General features: G+C 70.3%; 12 protein-coding genes. 6 read left to right on the forward strand and 6 right to left on the reverse strand.

Annotation, left to right across the window (positions count from 1 at the left end):
- Nucleotides 1–52 precede the first annotated feature (52 nt).
- Nucleotides 53–511, forward strand: a complete 459-nt coding sequence (locus tag RM788_RS17740; protein WP_315932806.1) for a PaaI family thioesterase — start codon at nt 53–55, stop codon at nt 509–511.
- On the opposite strand, the gene RM788_RS17745 is transcribed toward RM788_RS17740, so the two are convergent.
- The 5 genes from RM788_RS17745 to RM788_RS17765 are packed head-to-tail and all read right to left on the reverse strand — an operon-like array spanning nt 508 to nt 5,039.
- The gene (locus tag RM788_RS17745; RefSeq protein WP_315932807.1) at nt 508–1,668 is read right to left on the reverse strand and encodes a class I SAM-dependent methyltransferase; all 1,161 of its coding nucleotides are present in this window, start codon (nt 1,666–1,668) and stop codon (nt 508–510) included. The two genes, RM788_RS17740 and RM788_RS17745, sit on opposite strands and share 4 nt — an antisense overlap.
- A 1-nt stretch (nt 1,669) precedes the next feature.
- Nucleotides 1,670–2,578 carry a methyltransferase domain-containing protein gene (locus tag RM788_RS17750; protein WP_315934663.1) on the reverse strand — a complete coding sequence of 303 codons (909 nt, stop codon included), beginning with the start codon at nt 2,576–2,578 and terminating at the stop codon, nt 1,670–1,672.
- Nucleotides 2,579–2,627: 49 nt separating this feature from the next.
- Nucleotides 2,628–3,407, reverse strand: coding sequence for an enoyl-CoA hydratase/isomerase family protein (locus RM788_RS17755; protein ID WP_315932808.1), 780 nt, complete (start codon nt 3,405–3,407; stop codon nt 2,628–2,630).
- A 42-nt stretch (nt 3,408–3,449) separates the two neighbouring features.
- Nucleotides 3,450–4,265: an SAM-dependent methyltransferase gene (locus RM788_RS17760; RefSeq protein WP_315932809.1), complete on the reverse strand. Its 816-nt coding sequence runs from the start codon at nt 4,263–4,265 to the stop codon at nt 3,450–3,452.
- A 3-nt stretch (nt 4,266–4,268) separates the two neighbouring features.
- The gene (locus RM788_RS17765; RefSeq protein WP_315934664.1) at nt 4,269–5,039 is read right to left on the reverse strand and encodes an ABC transporter ATP-binding protein; all 771 of its coding nucleotides are present in this window, start codon (nt 5,037–5,039) and stop codon (nt 4,269–4,271) included.
- A gap of 161 nt (nt 5,040–5,200) precedes the next feature.
- Between RM788_RS17765 and glgX the strand changes: the two genes are divergently transcribed.
- The 4 genes from glgX to RM788_RS17785 all read left to right on the forward strand — a co-directional run bounded on the left by glgX (nt 5,201) and on the right by RM788_RS17785 (nt 10,328).
- A complete protein-coding gene (glgX, locus tag RM788_RS17770) occupies nt 5,201–7,309 on the forward strand; it encodes a glycogen debranching protein GlgX (protein WP_315932810.1) in 2,109 nt (702 codons plus the stop codon).
- A gap of 492 nt (nt 7,310–7,801) precedes the next feature.
- A complete protein-coding gene (locus RM788_RS17775) occupies nt 7,802–8,380 on the forward strand; it encodes a cysteine dioxygenase (protein ID WP_315932811.1) in 579 nt (192 codons plus the stop codon).
- Nucleotides 8,377–8,772: a rhodanese-like domain-containing protein gene (locus RM788_RS17780; protein ID WP_315932812.1), complete on the forward strand. Its 396-nt coding sequence runs from the start codon at nt 8,377–8,379 to the stop codon at nt 8,770–8,772. The genes RM788_RS17775 and RM788_RS17780 overlap by 4 nt, the downstream gene beginning before the upstream one ends.
- A gap of 401 nt (nt 8,773–9,173) precedes the next feature.
- The gene (locus RM788_RS17785; RefSeq protein ID WP_315932813.1) at nt 9,174–10,328 is read left to right on the forward strand and encodes a hypothetical protein; all 1,155 of its coding nucleotides are present in this window, start codon (nt 9,174–9,176) and stop codon (nt 10,326–10,328) included.
- A gap of 112 nt (nt 10,329–10,440) precedes the next feature.
- On the opposite strand, the gene glgP is transcribed toward RM788_RS17785, so the two are convergent.
- Nucleotides 10,441–13,011 carry an alpha-glucan family phosphorylase gene (glgP, locus tag RM788_RS17790; protein ID WP_315932814.1) on the reverse strand — a complete coding sequence of 857 codons (2,571 nt, stop codon included), beginning with the start codon at nt 13,009–13,011 and terminating at the stop codon, nt 10,441–10,443.
- Between the two features lie 1,204 nt (nt 13,012–14,215).
- Between glgP and RM788_RS17795 the strand changes: the two genes are divergently transcribed.
- Complete coding sequence (locus RM788_RS17795) at nt 14,216–16,192, forward strand: maltotransferase domain-containing protein (RefSeq protein ID WP_315932815.1); 1,977 nt, start codon at nt 14,216–14,218, stop codon at nt 16,190–16,192.
- The last annotated feature ends 23 nt before the right edge of the window (nt 16,193–16,215 follow it).

Genomic DNA, 16,215 nt, shown 5'->3' on the forward strand with positions numbered 1-16,215 from the left:
AACTACCATGATAGTAGTTACGGGCCCACCCCGGAACCCGCAGGAGCGCACCGTGACCACCACCGACGACCGCACCGCACTGTCCGGCCTGGAAGTCCTGCGCAAGTTCCAGCGCGCCCAGGACGCGGACTCACCCAACATCGGCCGTCTGATGGGCATGACCTTCGACGAACTCGAAGAGGGCCGGGTCGTCATGTCCCTGCGCACCCGCCCGGACTTCATGAACCCGATCGGCACCGTGCACGGCGGCATCGCGGCAACCCTGCTCGACTCGGTGATGGGCTGCGCCGTCCACTCCGCGCTCGGCCCCGGCGTCGGCTACACGACCCTGGAGCTGAGCGTGAACTACATCCGCGCGACCAGCACCGACGACCGCCTGCTGACCGGCGAGGGCAAGGTGGTCCACGTCGGCCGCACCACGGCCACCGCCGAGGGCAGGATCGTGGACGAGAAGGGCAGGCTCATCGCCCACGGCACCACGACCTGCATGGTGTTCCCAGCGGCCCGCTAGGTCCGTTCGGCGTGGCAGAGGATCGCCACGGGCTCGCTGCCGATCCTGGTCAGCACCACGGTGGCCTCGGCCGCGCCGGACAGCTTCAGCCTGCGCCGCAACGTGTTCGGGTCGACGTCCAGCCCGCGCACCAGGATCTCCAGCCGCCCCACGTCGTGCTTGCGCAGCACCGACTTCAGCGACTTCTCCGTGTAGTGCCCGTGCTCCACGACCCGGAACGCCCGCACGCCGGGCGGCGGCACGTCCCCCGTCAGGTAGGCGATCCGCTCGTCCACCTGGCCGAGCCCGTGCCGGGCGGCGTAGTGCCGCACCAACCCGGCCCGCACGACCGCGCCGTCCGGATCCACGATCCACCTGCCGGGCGGCAGCACCGGGCAGTCGTCGGGTTCGGCGTCGGTGATCGTCCACTCCGGACTCCCCGACCGCAGCACCGTGGCCCGCCGCGAGACACCGGGCGTGGCCAGGCCCCGCGTCCACAGGCAGGCCTCGCGCACACCGCCGTCGAGCGACACCAGTTCGACCTCGTCGGCCCAGGGCGCGACCGCGAAGTCGATGCCGGGCGCGCACTTCACCGCGAGGTCCACACCCGCGTACGTCTCGGCCAGCTCGTCCAGCGGCGGCAGGAAGTCCGACGGCTTCCACGTCCGCCGCCCTGCCGAGTCCCGCCGGGCCGGGTCCGCGGTCACCGCGGAAGCCCGCGACACGCGCGTCAACGCGTCCGCCCGCAGCAGCACCTGGTCGGGCCCGCAGTTGTTCCGGGCCATGGCCAGCCGCACCGGATCCAGGTCCGACCCGACGCAGCGATCGGCCACCCGAGCCAGTTCCACCAGGTCCGCGCCGACCGAGCACGTCACGTCGTGCACCACCCGCCCGGCGAACCGCGCGGCCCGGTGCCGCCCGACCGGGGACGCGGTGGCCTGCTGCAACGCGTCGTCGGTGAACAGCCAGCCGTCCGACCCGTCCACCTTCGCCGCGGCCCGGCGCCGCAGCAGCACCGTCTCCAGCACCGCCGCGAACCGGTCGCCCGCGATCCGGCGCGCGGCCGTCACGTCGGCCAGCCGGTCGGTCAGCGGCAGCTCCGCCACCGCGGCCAACGCGGCGCACCCGGCGTCGGAACGCAGGTGCGCCACGTCGTCGAGCGAGAACCCGTACCCCACCTTAGAGGGGCTTGCGACCGGTGATCGACACGTTGTAGAACACCTCGCGCGGCAGCACCTTGGCGAACACGTTCTCGTCCAGCCAGGACAGCCGCTGCCAGCCGCGGTAGGCGAACATCGCCCAGCCGAAGCCGAGCTTGCCCTTCGGCACGGCGGCCTCGAACGTGCGCACCGGCCAGCCGAACAGCGCGGCGGACAGCTCCTCGGTCACCGCGCGGACCTCGCGGGCACCCGCCGCGCGGGCGGTGCGCTCCAGGTCGGCGGGGTCGAACGTGTGCAGGTCCACCACGGCTTCCAGCGCCGCGGCGCGGGAGGACTCGTCCAACTCCTCCTGCGGGCGTCGCCACTCGACGAGCGCGGGGGCCTTGGTGACGTTCGTGGTCAGCCACCAGGTGAGCTGGCCGAGCTTGCGGGCGTAGAAGTTGCCGATGTTCGTCGGGTCGCCCGCGAACACGAAGCGCCCACCGGGCTTGAGCACCCGCTGGACCTCCTTCATGGCCGCGCCCACGTCCGGGATGTGGTGCAGCACCGCGTGCCCGATGACGAGGTCGAACGTGTTGTCGTCGTACGGGATGCGCTCCGCGTCGGCGACCCGGCCGTCCACCGGCAGGCCGAGGTTGTCGGCGTTGCGCAGCGCGACCTCGACCATGCCCGGCGACAGGTCCGTGACCGAACCCTTCTCGATCACACCGCCCTGCATGAGGTTCAGCAGGAAGAAGCCGGTGCCGCAGCCCAGTTCCAGCGCGTGCTCGTACGGGCCGACGCCGCCGGACACCGCGCGGAAGCGGTCGGTGGCGTAGGTGATGCAGCGCTCGTCGTAGGAGATGGACCACTTCTCGTCGTACGTGCCCGCCTCCCAGTCGTGGTAGAGCACGTTGGCGAGCTTGGGGTCCTTCCAGGCCGCCTCCATCTGCTCCGTCGTCGCGTGCGGCTGCGGTGCCGGGTCCTTCTGGGCGGAGTCACTTGCCACTGAACTTGGCCTTTCCTGGACCGTTCTCGATGAACGACTGCATGCCCGTCGCGCGGTCCTCGGTGGCGAACAGCGCGGCGAACAGATCGCTTTCCAACTTGAGGCCGCCCGCCAGGTCGCGGTCGAGACCGTCGTCGACGGCGGACTTCGCCGCCGCGTAGGCGACCGCGGGGCCGTTGACGAACTGCCCGGCCCAGCGCTGGGCGGCGGAGTACACGTCGTCGGGGGCGACGACCTCGTCGACCATCCCGATGGCGAGCGCCTCCTGGGCCGTGACGAACCGGCCGGTGTAGACGAGGTCCTTGGTCCTCGACGGCCCGATCAGCCGCGCGAGGCGCTGCGTGCCGCCGCCGCCGGGGATGACGCCGAGCAGGATCTCGGGCTGGCCGAGCTTGGCGTTGTCGCCCGCGATCCGCCGGTCGCAGCCCAGCGCGATCTCGAAGCCGCCGCCCAGCGCGTAGCCGGTGATGGCCGCGACGGTCGGCTTCGGGATGCCCGCGACCGCGCCCAGCGCCTGCGACAGCGGCCAGGCGCGCTCCACCATCTCGGCGTGCGACGTCCTGGCGAACTCCTTGACGTCCGCTCCGGCGGCGAACACCTTCGGCCCGCCGTAGACGATCACGGAGTACACGTCGGTCCTGGTCGACGCCTCCTCGGCGGCGGCCTGGATCTCGGCCTGGACCTGCTTGTCGATCGCGTTCATCGGCGGGCGGGCCAGCCGGATCGTGCCGATACCGCCGTCGACTTCCAGGGTGACGAACTCAGCCACAGGTCCTCCTCGACCAGGTCTTCAGCACTGCCGTACGGCAGGTTACCGCCCGGTAGTCGTGGTGCTCGACTTGACGCCGAGGCCGCCGTTGACGGGTACGTCCTCGACACCCCCGCGGTCGGGGCGCCAGCGCGACAGCGGCGTGATGCCCGGCTCCAGCAGCTCGAACCCGTCGAACATCCGGCGGAACCGGACGAGGTCGCGCCTCGTGGGACGCACCGAGTACCCCTCCGTGAACAGGTCGATCGCGTCGTTGCCCTCGTGGGCCGGGTCCACCGACGGGTGGCTCAACGCGAGCAGGCTGCCCTCCGGGATCGCGTCCCGGTACGCCGCCAGCGCGCCGTCGGGGTCCTGGGACTCCGGGATGAAGTGCAGCGACAGCAGGGCCAGCACGGCGATCGGCTGCTCGAAGTCGAGCAGGTCGCGCAACTCCCGGCGCGCCAGCACGTCGGCGGCGTCCAGCAGGTCCGCGTTGATCAGCGCCGTGTTCGGGGTGTCCGCCAGGATCAGCTCGCCGTGCGCGTGCACCACCGGGTCGGAGTCGACGTACGCGACCCGGCACGTCGGGTCGATCGCCTGGGCGATCTCGTGCACGTTGCCCACACCGGGGATCCCCGACCCCAGGTCGAGGAACTGCCGGACGCCCGCGCGCACGCTTTCGCGCACCACCCGGTGCAGGAACGCGCGGTTGGCCAGCGCGACCTGCTTGATCTCGGGCATCGCCGCCACGACCTGCTTGGCGAGTTCGCGGTCGACCGCGAAGTTGTGCGCGCCTCCGAGGAGGTAGTCGTACACCCGCGCGTCGTTCGGGCGGGTCAGGTCGACGATCGGCGGCAGCTGGGCCTCGTGGTCGACCACCGGTCACACCGCCTTGCGACGGGCGAAGTAGCGGTCGCCCGAGCGCTGGAGTTCCAGCGGCTGGCCGAAGGTCTTGGACAGGTTCTCCTCGGTCAGCACGTCGTCGAGCAGTCCCTGCGCGACCACGCCCCCCTCGCGCAGCAGCAGCGCGTGGGTGAAACCGGGTGGGATCTCCTCGACGTGGTGGGTGACCAGCACCATCGCGGGCGCGTCCGGGTCCAGCGCCAGCTCGGACAGCCGCGCGACCAGGTCCTCCCGGCCGCCGAGGTCGAGGCCCGCGGCGGGCTCGTCCAGCAGCAGCATCTCGGGGTCGGTCATCAGCGCCCTGGCGATCAGCGTGCGCTTGCGCTCGCCCTCCGACAGCGTCCCGTACGTGCGGTCGGCCAGGTGCTCGATGCCGAGCGTGCCCAGCAGCTCCTTCGCGCGGGTGGTGTCCATCACGTCGTAGTCCTCGCGCCAGCGGCCGATCACCGCGTAGCCCGCGCTCACCACCACGTCGACGACCTTCTCGTCCGCGGGAACCCGCCCGTTGAGCGCCGCCGAGCACAGCCCGATCCGCGGCTTCAGCTCCCGCACGTCGGTCTTCCCGATGCGCTCGCCCAGCAGGTGCAGCTTCCCCTTCGTGGGGTGCAGCTCCGCGCTGGCCAGCCTCAACAGGGTGGTCTTGCCCGCGCCGTTGGGCCCGAGCACCACCCAGCGCTCGTCCAGTTCGACACTCCAGTCGACGTCGCCGACGAGCGTGGTCTTCCCACGACGAACGGCGACCCCGGCCATGTGGACGACCAGATCGGTCACGTCGACTTCCGAACTCTGCACAGTGCCCTGCCTCGCCCCGTGGTCGGTCACGCGGCCCATTGTTTCCGACCACCCCCCGGCACCCGTGCGGCGGGGTTGCTCACGTGCCTTTCACCGGTCCGGCCTGACAGGATCTAGGCATGGCAGCCGACTCGCCCGTCCTCGCAGGCCGACCGTTCCCGTTGGGCGCCCACCCGGAGGCGGGAGGCGTCCGGTTCTCGGTGTCCGCGCCGTCCGCCGAGGCCGTGGAAGTGTGCCTGATCAGCGAGGACGGCACGGAGAACCGGATCGAGCTGACCGAGCGCACGTTCGGCGTGTGGCACGGTCTGGTCGCCGGAGTGACCCCCGGACAGCGGTACGGGTACCGGATCCACGGGCCGTACGACCCGTCGCGCGGGCTGCGCGGCAACCCGGCGAAGCTGCTGGTCGACCCGTACGCGAAGCGCGTCACCGGGAAGGTGACCGACCTGGACAGCGCGCTCGGGTACGTGGGCGACCCGATGATGGGCCCGCCGTCGGTGGTCGACTCGCTGGGCAGCGTGCCGCTGTCCGTCGTCACCTCGCCGGGCGGCCCGGACACCGGCACGAAGCCGGAGGTGCCGTTCGAGGAAGCGGTGATCTACGAGCTGCACGTGCGCGGCTTCACCCGCTCGCACCCGGACGTGCCCGAACACCTGCGCGGCACCTACCTCGGCCTCGCGCACCCCGCCGTGGTCGAGCACCTGGTCCGGCTCGGCGTCACCACGATCGAACTGCTGCCGGTGCACGCGTTCCAGGACGAGCCCGCGCTCATGCGCGAGGGCCGCGTCAACTACTGGGGCTACTCCCCGCTGGGCTACTTCGCCCCGCACCCCGCGTACGCGTCCGAGCCGAGCCGCGAGGTGGAGGAGTTCCGGACGATGGTGGCCGCCATGCACGCGGCGGGCATCGAGGTGCTGATCGACGTGGTGTTCAACCACACCTGCGAGGGCGGTCCGGACGGGCCGACGCTGTCGTTCCGCGGGTTCGACGCGCCCGGTTACTACCTGCACGTGGCCGGTGGCGGCACGCTCGACATCACCGGCTGCGGCAACACCCTGGAGGCCGGGTCGCCCCAGGTCGTGCGGCTGGTGACGGACTCGCTCCGCTACTGGGCCACCGAACTCGGCGTCGACGGCTTCCGCTTCGACCTCGCCAGCACCATGGGACGTCCCGGCGGCGGCTACTTCGACCGCAACTCGGCCCTGCTCACCGCCATCACCACCGACCCCGTGCTGTCGCGCTGCAAGCTCATCGCGGAGCCCTGGGACGCCACCGGCGACGGCTACCGGGTGGGCGACTTCGGCGTGCAGTGGGCCGAGTGGAACGGCCGCTACCGCGACACCGTGCGCGACTTCTGGCGCGGCGCGACCGGCGTCCGCGACCTCGCCTACCGCCTCTCCGGCTCCTCCGACCTGTACGCGGACGACCTGCGCAGGCCGTGGCAGTCGATCAACTTCATCACCGCGCACGACGGCTTCACGCTGCGGGACCTGGTGTCCTACAACAACAAGCACAACGAGGCGAACGGCGAGGACAACCGCGACGGCACCAACGACAACCGGTCCTGGAACTGCGGCATCGAGGGCGAGACCGACGCCCCCGGCGTGGTGGTGCTGCGGGCAAGGCAGGCCCGCAACCTCTTCGCGACCCTCCTGCTGTCGACCGGCACCCCGATGCTCGTCGCCGGTGACGAGCTGTGGCGCACGCAGGGCGGCAACAACAACGCCTACTGCATCGACGACGAGACCTCCTGGGTCGACTGGAAGCTCGACGACGACGCCACCGCCATGCTCACCTTCGCCCGCCGCGTCATCACCCTCCGCGCAGGCAGCCCCGCCCTCCGCCAACCCGAGTTCTTCGAGGGCCGCACCACCGCAACCGGCTCCCCCGACCTCGTCTGGCTCAGGCCCGACGGCGAGGAAATGGCCGAAACCGACTGGTTCGACGAGGGCCGCCGCACCCTCGGCATGTGGATCGACGGCTCCAACAGCCTCTCCCGCTCCCGCGAGGGCGAACTCGTCTCCGACGACTCCTGGCTACTGCTCCTGCACGCCGGCGCCGACCAGATCGAAGTCGTCCTCCCCCCAGCCGAATACGGCACCCACTTCGAACCCATGCTCGACACCACCACCCCCGACGGCTCCCCTGCCACCCCAGGCCTACTCGCACCCGGCTCAAGCATCACCGTGTCCGGCCATTCACTGCTGCTACTACGCGCACCGAACTAAGCAGCGCCCACCACAACTACAACCACAACGGCAACGAGCAACCCCGCGCGACGACACCGAGCAATGCTCGACCGCCGTGCGGCTGGCTTGACTTGGGGTTTTGGGGCCTGCAATTTGTCGGCGGGCATCTCCACCACCTGCCCTTTCAGCCCGACAAGGCCCAAAAAGGGGCCCCAAGTCAAGCCGGCCGCACCTGGAGCACGGTGGATGCGATACCCGGTGACCCACCACCGAACTCCGCCGAAAACCCACCCACAACTACATCGGCAACCGAGGCATTATCAGGCTCTGGGACGACCTCCCACCCCCCGCCTTTCCGTGACAACATCACCCCCGTGGATCGCCCGCTCCTGACCTGGTGCGACCGCACGATCGACCTCCTCCTGGTGGCGTCGTGCGGGTGTAGCCGGACGCGGCGCGGACTCTGAGCGTTCGGCTCGCCCCGCGTCGCGTCTTGATCGCTACCCAGCACCCGTAGCCTCAGGAGCGACGTTGACCTCAACCCTTGCCCCGGCCGACCTGCACCCGAAACTGGACGTGCGGTTGGCCCGCGACATCATCCACCCCGAACGCGAACTGTGGTCCCCCCGCCAACTGCGCGACCTCACCTCGTTCGTGGCCAGCGAGCTGACCACCCCGCTCCTGGACATCCTCGACTTCAACCCCGAAAAACGCTGGTGGGCCCGCCTCGGCCTCACCGAGGGCGTCGAACTCTGGCTGCTCTCCTGGCTACCGGGCCAAGGCACCGAACCCCACGACCACGGCGGCTCCTCCGGCTCCTTCACCGTCCTCACCGGCGAACTCACCGAGAACTACCGCTACCCCGCAGGCCCCATCCGCAACGCCAAACGCCCAGTAGGCGCCTCCCTCGGCTTCGGCGCGGGCCGCGCCCACGAGGTGCACAACAGGGGCACCATCGGAGCGGCCAGCGTCCACGCCTACTCCCCACCCCTCATCCCCACCAGGGAGTACGCCAGCCTCGCCGACATCCCAGCCGAAATCCCCCCACTACCAGCACAACGCCTGCCACTGGAACAACTACGCGTCCTGGCCGACCTGGAGGGCCCATGACCGGCATCGACACGTTCCTGGAAGAGGCCCGCACCAACCTCAACCGACTAACCCCCGCAGAGGTCGACGCACTACCCGACGACAACACCCTCATCATCGACATCCGCCCCCTCCACAACCGCCTGGCAGAAGGCGAAATCCCCAACTCCATCCCCGTCGAACGCATCGTCCTCGAATGGCGCCTGGACCCCCGTGGCTCCCACCGCCTACCGAACTTCACCGCCGACACCACAGTCGTAGTGCTCTGCAACGAGGGCTACTCCTCCAGCCTCGCCGCCAGAGACCTGCAACGCGTCGGCCTCCCCAAAGCAACCGACCTGATCGGCGGCTTCCGCGCCTGGGCAACCGCCGGCCTCCCCATCCGCAAAGGCGGCACCCAAGCCATCACCTGACCCACAACAAAACCAAAGCAAAACCAGCTGCCCCGCCCGTCCGGAGCGAGGAACCAGTCAGCACACAGCCCGACACCCACCCCCATCGGCACAGCCGCCCCCTCGCATCCGGCGCGGAGCGCCCGCCGCCCTACCGACGCGCAGCAAGGTGCCCTGGCCGACGCGCAACGAGGTGCCCTGCCAACGCGCAGCGAGGTGCCTCGTCAGGCGCAGCCTGATGCCCGAGTCAGGCACAGCCGACACGAACGAAGCCAGACCTCCCCCTGCCCCCGATACACAGCGCCCTCCTGCACAACCACCGTTTGTCAAGGCATCTTTCCCGCCTTGACAAACGGTGGTTGTGCATTGAGACAATTGCGCGCACGGGGGCCGGGCTTCGTTCTCCCCACACCCCCATCCCTATGGGTAACGTCTCCAGATTCGTGCGCGCCCTCAAGCTCCTGACCAAATCCGGCCCCCTCTTCACCATCGCCGCCACAACAGCAGTACTCGCCTCAGGCCAAGGCCCGATCGGCCTCCTAGGAGCCCTCCTAGGCCTGATCCTCCAACTAGCCGCCCTACAAATCGGCACCCTCACCGGTGCCCTCATCTGGCGACTAAGAATCCGCCACATCATCATCGGCGTGGGCCGCGAACTACGAGCCTGGAACACCCCCAACCTCCGAATCGTCCTCCGCTCCCTCCCCGTCGTGATCATGGTCGGCGCCAGGTCCATCCACTCCCCGGTCCGCAAACGCCTCTGGCTAACCGGCGCCACATCCGTCCTGGCAGCAATCCTCACCGCCACCACCACCTGGCTCCTGGCAACCGGCGAACTCTCCCGAGGCCTCGCCATCGGCGCCACCACGTGCCTGCTCCACGAACTCATCCCCCGCCGAAGCGCCGGAACCACCTCCCCCGGCTGGTTCCTCTTCTCCCTCCCCCGCCTATCCGGCCGCCCGGCAGCCGAAATGGACGCCACCCCGCTCGTCAACAACGTCGTCGACGCCATCCGCACCGCCGACCTGGACACGGCCGACACCGCACTGGCCAAGCTGGTCGAAGCCCACCCCGCGCTCCTCATGACCACCGGCGCCCAAGCCACCATGCTCAACATCCGCGGCAAGTACGCCGAAGCCCTGCAACTGCTCAGCGCCCTCGTGGGCCGCCCGGACATGGAACCCCGCGACATGGCCCTGATCCTCGCCGAAATGGCAGGCGCCACGGCCTCCGCCGTGGAAGCGGGCCAACTCCCCCTCGAAATCGGCCTCTCCGCGGGCACCCGCGCCGCCGACAGCGCCATCGGCTTCGGCCTACCCCGCTACCGCCTGACCGGCACCCTCGCCCAACTGGCCCTGCTCCGCGGCGACACCACCGAAGCCCTCTCCCTCGCCCGGCAAAGCGCCGACAGCAGCACCGACGCCCTGGCCCGCGCCGACTCCCTGGCCACCGCGGCCCGCGCCCAGATGGCCGCGGGCGACAACTCCGCCGCCCGCACCACCCTCGCCGAAGCCGAATCGCTGGCCGCCTGGCTCCCCCGCGTGACCACCACCTCAGCCCGCCTGAAGATCGACTAACCGTCCACACCGGATCGACGAGGGATCAGCACCCCACCGCACCCGCTCAGCAAAAAGGGGTACCCGGTCGCCACAGGCGACGACCGGATACCCCCGCGGCACGGGACCGGGCTCAGCCCGCCAGCACGACCTTGCCCAGCTCGGCGGGCGACGCGAGCAGCTCGTGGCGCGGCAGGACCCGCACCGTGTAGCCGATCGTCCCCGCGTGCGGCAGCGGCACCTCGACCTCGTAGTTGCCGTTGCCCGCGTACACCATCGGGGCCGTGACCAGGTCGTAGAGCTCCTCGCCCTCGCCGACCCTGCCGAGCACGACCTGCACGTCCGCCTCGGACGGCTCCAGGCCCGCCAGCTCGACCCTGGCCCGCACGGTCACCGGCGCGCCGAGCACCGGCGTCGGGTGCCCGCCGATGGACAGCTCGGAGTCCAGCACCCGCACCCTCGGCCACGCCGCGCGCAGCCGCTGCCGGTAGTCGGCCAGCTCCTTCGCGCCGCGGAAGCCGTCGCCGACGACCGACTGGGCCGAGGCCGCGGCGGGCGCGTACAGCGTCTCCACGTACTCGCGCACCATTCGCGACGCCTGCACGGCCGGGCCGAGCGAGGCCAGCGTGTGCCGGACCATCGCGAGCCAGCGCGTGGGCGTGCGGTCCTCGCCGCGGTCGTAGAACAGCGGCGCCACCTGGTTGCCGAGCAGCTCGTAGAGCGCCGTGGCCTCCAGGTCGTCCCGACGGGTCGGGTCGGTCACGCCGTCGGCGGTCGGGATGGCCCAGCCGTTGCTGCCGTCGTACAGCTCGTCCCACCAGCCGTCGCGGATGGACAGGTTCAGCCCGCCGTTCAGCGCGGACTTCATGCCCGACGTGCCGCACGCCTCCAGCGGCCGCATCGGGTTGTTCAGCCACACGTCGCAGCCCCAGTAGAGGTAGCGGGCCATCGACATGTCGTAGTCGGGCAGGAACACGATCCGGTGCCGCACGCCCGCCTCGTCGGCGTAGCGGACGATCTGCTGGATCAGCGCCTTGCCGCCGTCGTCGGCCGGGTGCGACTTGCCCGCGACGACGAGCTGCACCGGGCGTTCCGGGTGCAGGAGCATCGCGCGCAGCCGCTCGGGGTCGCGCAGCATCAGGGTCAGCCGCTTGTAGGTGGGGACGCGGCGGGCGAAGCCGACGGTCAGCACGTCCGGGTCGAACACCGAGTCGGTCCAGCCCAGTTCCAGCGCCGACGCGCCGCGCTGCAACCACGACGCGCGGACGCGGCGGCGGACCTCGTCGACCAGGCGGCCGCGCAGCTCGGTGCGCAGCTCCCACAGCCGGGTGTCGGTGACCGGTTCGAACCGCAGTGCGCCCCCGGACTCCTCGGACTCGCCGAGCATCCGGCTCATCTCGGTCGCCGCCCACGTCGGGCCGTGCACGCCGTTCGTGACCGACCGGATCGGCACCTCGGTGACGTCGAAGCCGGGCCACAGGCCGCGGAACATGTCCCGGCTGACCTCGCCGTGCAGCTTGGACACGCCGTTCGCCCGTTGCGCGAGCCGCAGGCCCATGTGCGCCATGTTGAACAGGCCGGGGTTGTCCTCCGCGCCCAGCGCCAGCACCCGCTGGGTGCTCACGCCCGGCAGCAGCGTCTCGGAGCCGAAGTAGTGCTGCACGAGGTCGACCGGGAACCGGTCGATGCCCGCGGGCACCGGCGTGTGCGTCGTGAACACCGTGCCCGCCCGCACCGCCGCGTGCGCCTGGTCGAAGTCGAGGCCCTCGGTCGTCGTCAGCTCGCGGATCCGCTCGAGCCCCAGGAACCCGGCGTGCCCCTCGTTGGTGTGGAACACCTCCGGCTTCGCGTGCCCGGTCAGCTCGCAGTACGTGCGCACGGCCCGCACCCCGCCGATGCCCGCGAGGATCTCCTGGCGGATGCGGTGGTCCTGGTCGCCGCCGTAGAGCCGGTCGGTGACCCCCCGCAGGTCCTCGTCGTTCTCCTCGACGTCGGAGTCCAGCAGGAGCAGCGGGATCCGCCCGACCTGCGCCTTCCAGATCTTCGCGCGCAGCACCCGGTCGCCCGGCATGGCCACGTGCACCAGGATCGGCGCGCCCGACGGCTCGGTCAGCAGTTCGAGGGGAAGGGCCCGCGGGTCCAGCACCGGGTAGTGCTCGATCTGCCAGCCGTCGAGGGACAGCGACTGGCGGAAGTAACCGGACCGGTAGAGCAGGCCGACCGCGATCAACGGCACCCCGAGGTCCGACGCCGCCTTCAGGTGGTCACCCGCCAGCACCCCGAGCCCACCGGAGTAGTTCGGCAGCGCCTCGGTGACCCCGAACTCCATCGAGAAGTACGCGATCGCCGCCGGCAACGGGCTCAGGTCGTAGTTCCCGTGCTCCCGCCGCGCCTGCACCTCCTCCTGGCGCCGTTGGAACCAGCGGGGGCCCTGGGTGTAGCGGTCCAGGTCGTCGGCCAGCGCACGCGCGTGCGACAGGAACTGCTCATCCCGCGCGAGCACCTCCAGCCGCTCCGGGGCTACCTCGGACAGGAGGCGCAGCGGATCGCCACCGACGTCGGACCAGACCTTGGGATCGACCGACGCGAAGAGGTCCTGCGTCGGAGGATGCCAGGTCCAGCGCAGGTTGGTGGCGAGCGTGCCCAGGGAGGCCAGTGCCTCCGGGAGGCTGGCTCGGACGGTGAACCGGCGAAGTGCTCGCATGGCGACGGACCTTATCTCCCGCCGACCGCTGCACGACAAGTCTCCACTCCGAACCTGCAACGGTTTGCAGGATCGGTACCGGGACCGATCCAGAAGACCCGTGAGTGCCACCAGGTCTTTCGGGTCCGCAGGGCGGGTCGGCGGGGTGTTCGCGTTCGGAGCAGCGAGCGGGCGGCAAGGAGAGCCGAAGATGGAGTTGAGTGGTGCTCACAATTTTGGGCCCCGCAACCGAAGCGGATCACGCCGCCGCCCGGTCCGGCGAAGCCCGGATGCTTGGTCCGGCGAAGCCCGGATGCCCGATCCGGCGCAGCCCGGATGCTTGGTCCGGCGAAGCCCGGATGCCTCGTCGGGCGCAGCCCGATGCCCGAGTCAGGCGCAGCCTGATGCTGGCGTAGCCAGACCTACCCCCCGACCCCGATCCGAAGCCATCTCTGGGCTTGACGGAGCTTGTCAAGACAGCCTCATCGTCTTGACAAGGTTCGGCAAGTCTAGAACACTCGGCGAGCGGGTTGGAGGCACCTCGACCACGATCCAAGGCGGAGCGAGCTGCCCTAGAACCCGGCCCCATGAGCGCCGGACCAGCCACGACCAAGGGTCCCCCCGTCGTGAAGACCCCCCGAAACCCAAGGTACTCAGGGGGTCCGACACTTCCGCATCTTCAGCACAGCGCCCGACCGGCAAGGCGGATGAGCCAACCCCGGCTTATCGGGCCAACCGGTCGAGCAGCACCGCATCCTCCGCGACGATCCGCACCAAGACCGCATCCCGAACAGCAGTACGCACAGCATCGCTCACCACCAAGGGCGACACCACCGGCGACACCACTTGATCCTCCCCATACCCGCCAGACCTCGACATGCCCCCGAAACCAACCCCGCCACCCCTCCTGGCCATACCCCCGCAACACCCCCGCCCACCCCGCGTTACCAACGCGTTAACCGAATCAGGTCTCATTCACCACCACCTACGGCGTGGCGCGCGCCATTCCGGCGAACCGGTACTTGATGATCACCGCGTCAGGTCTCACGGCCATGGACACACCACCCGCGCGGTCATCCGATTGCCCGCGCCGGGGTGTGCGGGTCGACTCGAATGGGTACGGGTAGTTGTAGTAGTCCCCGGTGATGACCTGCCGCAACGAGCAAGGCAGACTGAACGGGCCCGCGGTTCTGCCGCGCGAAAACACGGCGAGAGGGCGTAGCCGATGAGTGGACGACTCGGCATCGATGATGTTTCCCCGGCGGTCAGCGGTGGCCGCTATCCGGCCAAAGCCGTGGTGGGGGAACACATTCCGGTGGAGGCCACGGTCTGGCGCGAGGGGCATGACGCCATCGCCGCCACCGTCGTCTGGCGCGGGCCCAAGGATCGGATCGCCCGGCAGACCCGGATGGCGCCGCACGGTGTCGGGTTGGACCGCTTCGCGAGCGTCGTCGTTCCCGACGACGAGGGCGCGTGGACCTTCCGCGTGGACGCGTGGAGCGATCCGTGGGCCACGTGGCGGCACGCGGTGGAGGCGAAGATCGGCGCGGGGCAAGGGCCCGAGGAGCTGGCGAACGACCTGGAGGGCGGCGCGCTGCTGCTCGACCGGGTGTCCCGCAGGCCCGACCGCCGCAAGGAGCGCCCGCTGCTGGCGAACGCCGCGGCCGCGCTGCGCGACGGGCAGCGGCCGCTGCCGGAGCGGGTCGCGCCCGCGCTGGCGTCGGACGTGCACCGGATCATGACCGAGTTCCCGGTCCGGGAACTGGTCACCAAGGGCAAGGCGCACAAGGTGTGGGTCGACCGCAAGCGCGCCGCGTTCGGTTCCTGGTACGAGTTCTTCCCGCGTTCCACCGGCGGCCGCGACGAGAACGGCGTGCCGGTGCACGGCACGTTCACCACCGCGACCAAGGAGTTGGACCGGGTCGCGTCGATGGGGTTCGACGTGGCGTACCTGCCGCCGATCCACCCCGTCGGCCGGGTCAACCGCAAGGGCCCCAACAACACCCTGGTCGCCGATGAGAACGACGTCGGCTCGCCGTGGGCGATCGGCGCGGACGAGGGCGGGCACGACGCCATCGCGCCGGAACTCGGCACGATCGAGGACTTCGACCGGTTCGTCGCCCGCGCGACCGAGCTGAACCTGGAAGTGGCGCTGGACCTCGCGCTGCAGTGCGCGCCGGACCACCCGTGGGTGCTCAAGTCGCCGGAGTGGTTCACCACCCGCCCGGACGGCACGATCGCGTACGCGGAGAACCCGCCGAAGAAGTACCAGGACATCTACCCGGTCAACTTCGACAACGACCCCAAGGGCATCTACCACGAGGTCCTGCGCGTGGTGCTGCACTGGATCGACCACGGGGTGCGGATCTTCCGGGTCGACAACCCGCACACCAAGCCGCCGGACTTCTGGGCGTGGCTGATCTGGGCCGTGAAGGACAAGCACCCCGACGTGCTGTTCCTGGCCGAGGCGTTCACCCGGCCCGCGCGGCTCTACGGGCTGGCGAAGCTCGGCTTCACCCAGTCCTACACCTACTTCACCTGGCGCACGAGCAAGGAAGAGCTCACCGAGTTCGGCATGGAGCAGGTCGAGCACTGGGACGAGGCCAGGCCGAACCTGTTCGTGAACACCCCCGACATCCTCCACGAGTCGCTCCAGCACGGCGGTCCCGGCATGTTCGCGCTGCGCGCGGCGCTGGCCGCCACGCTGGCGCCGACGTGGGGCGTGTACTCGGGCTACGAGCTGTTCGAGCACGAGGCCGTGAAGCCGGGCAGCGAGGAATACCTCGACTCCGAGAAGTACGAGTTGCGGCCACGCGACTACGCGGGCGCCCTGACCGAGGGCCGTTCGCTGGAACCGTGGCTCCGCAAGCTGAACGCTGCCCGCCGGGCACACCCGGCCCTGCAGCAGATGCGCACCCTGAGGTTCCACCACATCGACAACGACGCCCTGATCGCCTACTCCAAACAGGATCCGGCAACCGGCGACACCGTCGTGACTGTGGTGAGCTTGGACCCGAACGACCCGCAGGCGGGCACTCTCTGGCTCGACCTGCCCTCGCTGGGCTTCGACTGGCACGAGCGTCTCATCGCGCACGACGAGGTCACCGGCGAGACCTGGGACTGGGGTCAGGCGAACTACGTCAGGCTGGAACCGTGGCGCGCCGTCGCGCACATCGTGGGGTTGCAGCGCCGGTTCTCCTGAACCCGTCAGGAACCCGAGGACCC

It is taken from the genome of Umezawaea sp. Da 62-37 (assembly GCF_032460545.1).
Taxonomy (GTDB): domain Bacteria; phylum Actinomycetota; class Actinomycetes; order Mycobacteriales; family Pseudonocardiaceae; genus Umezawaea.

Coding starts and splice junctions, on each gene's coding strand:
- RM788_RS17750 (WP_315934663.1), bottom strand. CDS start 2,578: ATGGAGGCGGCCTGGAAGGACCCCAAGCTCGCCAACGTGCTCTACCAC.
- RM788_RS17765 (WP_315934664.1), bottom strand. CDS start 5,039: ATGGCCGGGGTCGCCGTTCGTCGTGGGAAGACCACGCTCGTCGGCGAC.
- glgX (WP_315932810.1), top strand. CDS start 5,201: ATGGCAGCCGACTCGCCCGTCCTCGCAGGCCGACCGTTCCCGTTGGGC.
- RM788_RS17780 (WP_315932812.1), top strand. CDS start 8,377: ATGACCGGCATCGACACGTTCCTGGAAGAGGCCCGCACCAACCTCAAC.
- RM788_RS17785 (WP_315932813.1), top strand. CDS start 9,174: ATGGGTAACGTCTCCAGATTCGTGCGCGCCCTCAAGCTCCTGACCAAA.
- glgP (WP_315932814.1), bottom strand. CDS start 13,011: ATGCGAGCACTTCGCCGGTTCACCGTCCGAGCCAGCCTCCCGGAGGCA.
- RM788_RS17795 (WP_315932815.1), top strand. CDS start 14,216: ATGAGTGGACGACTCGGCATCGATGATGTTTCCCCGGCGGTCAGCGGT.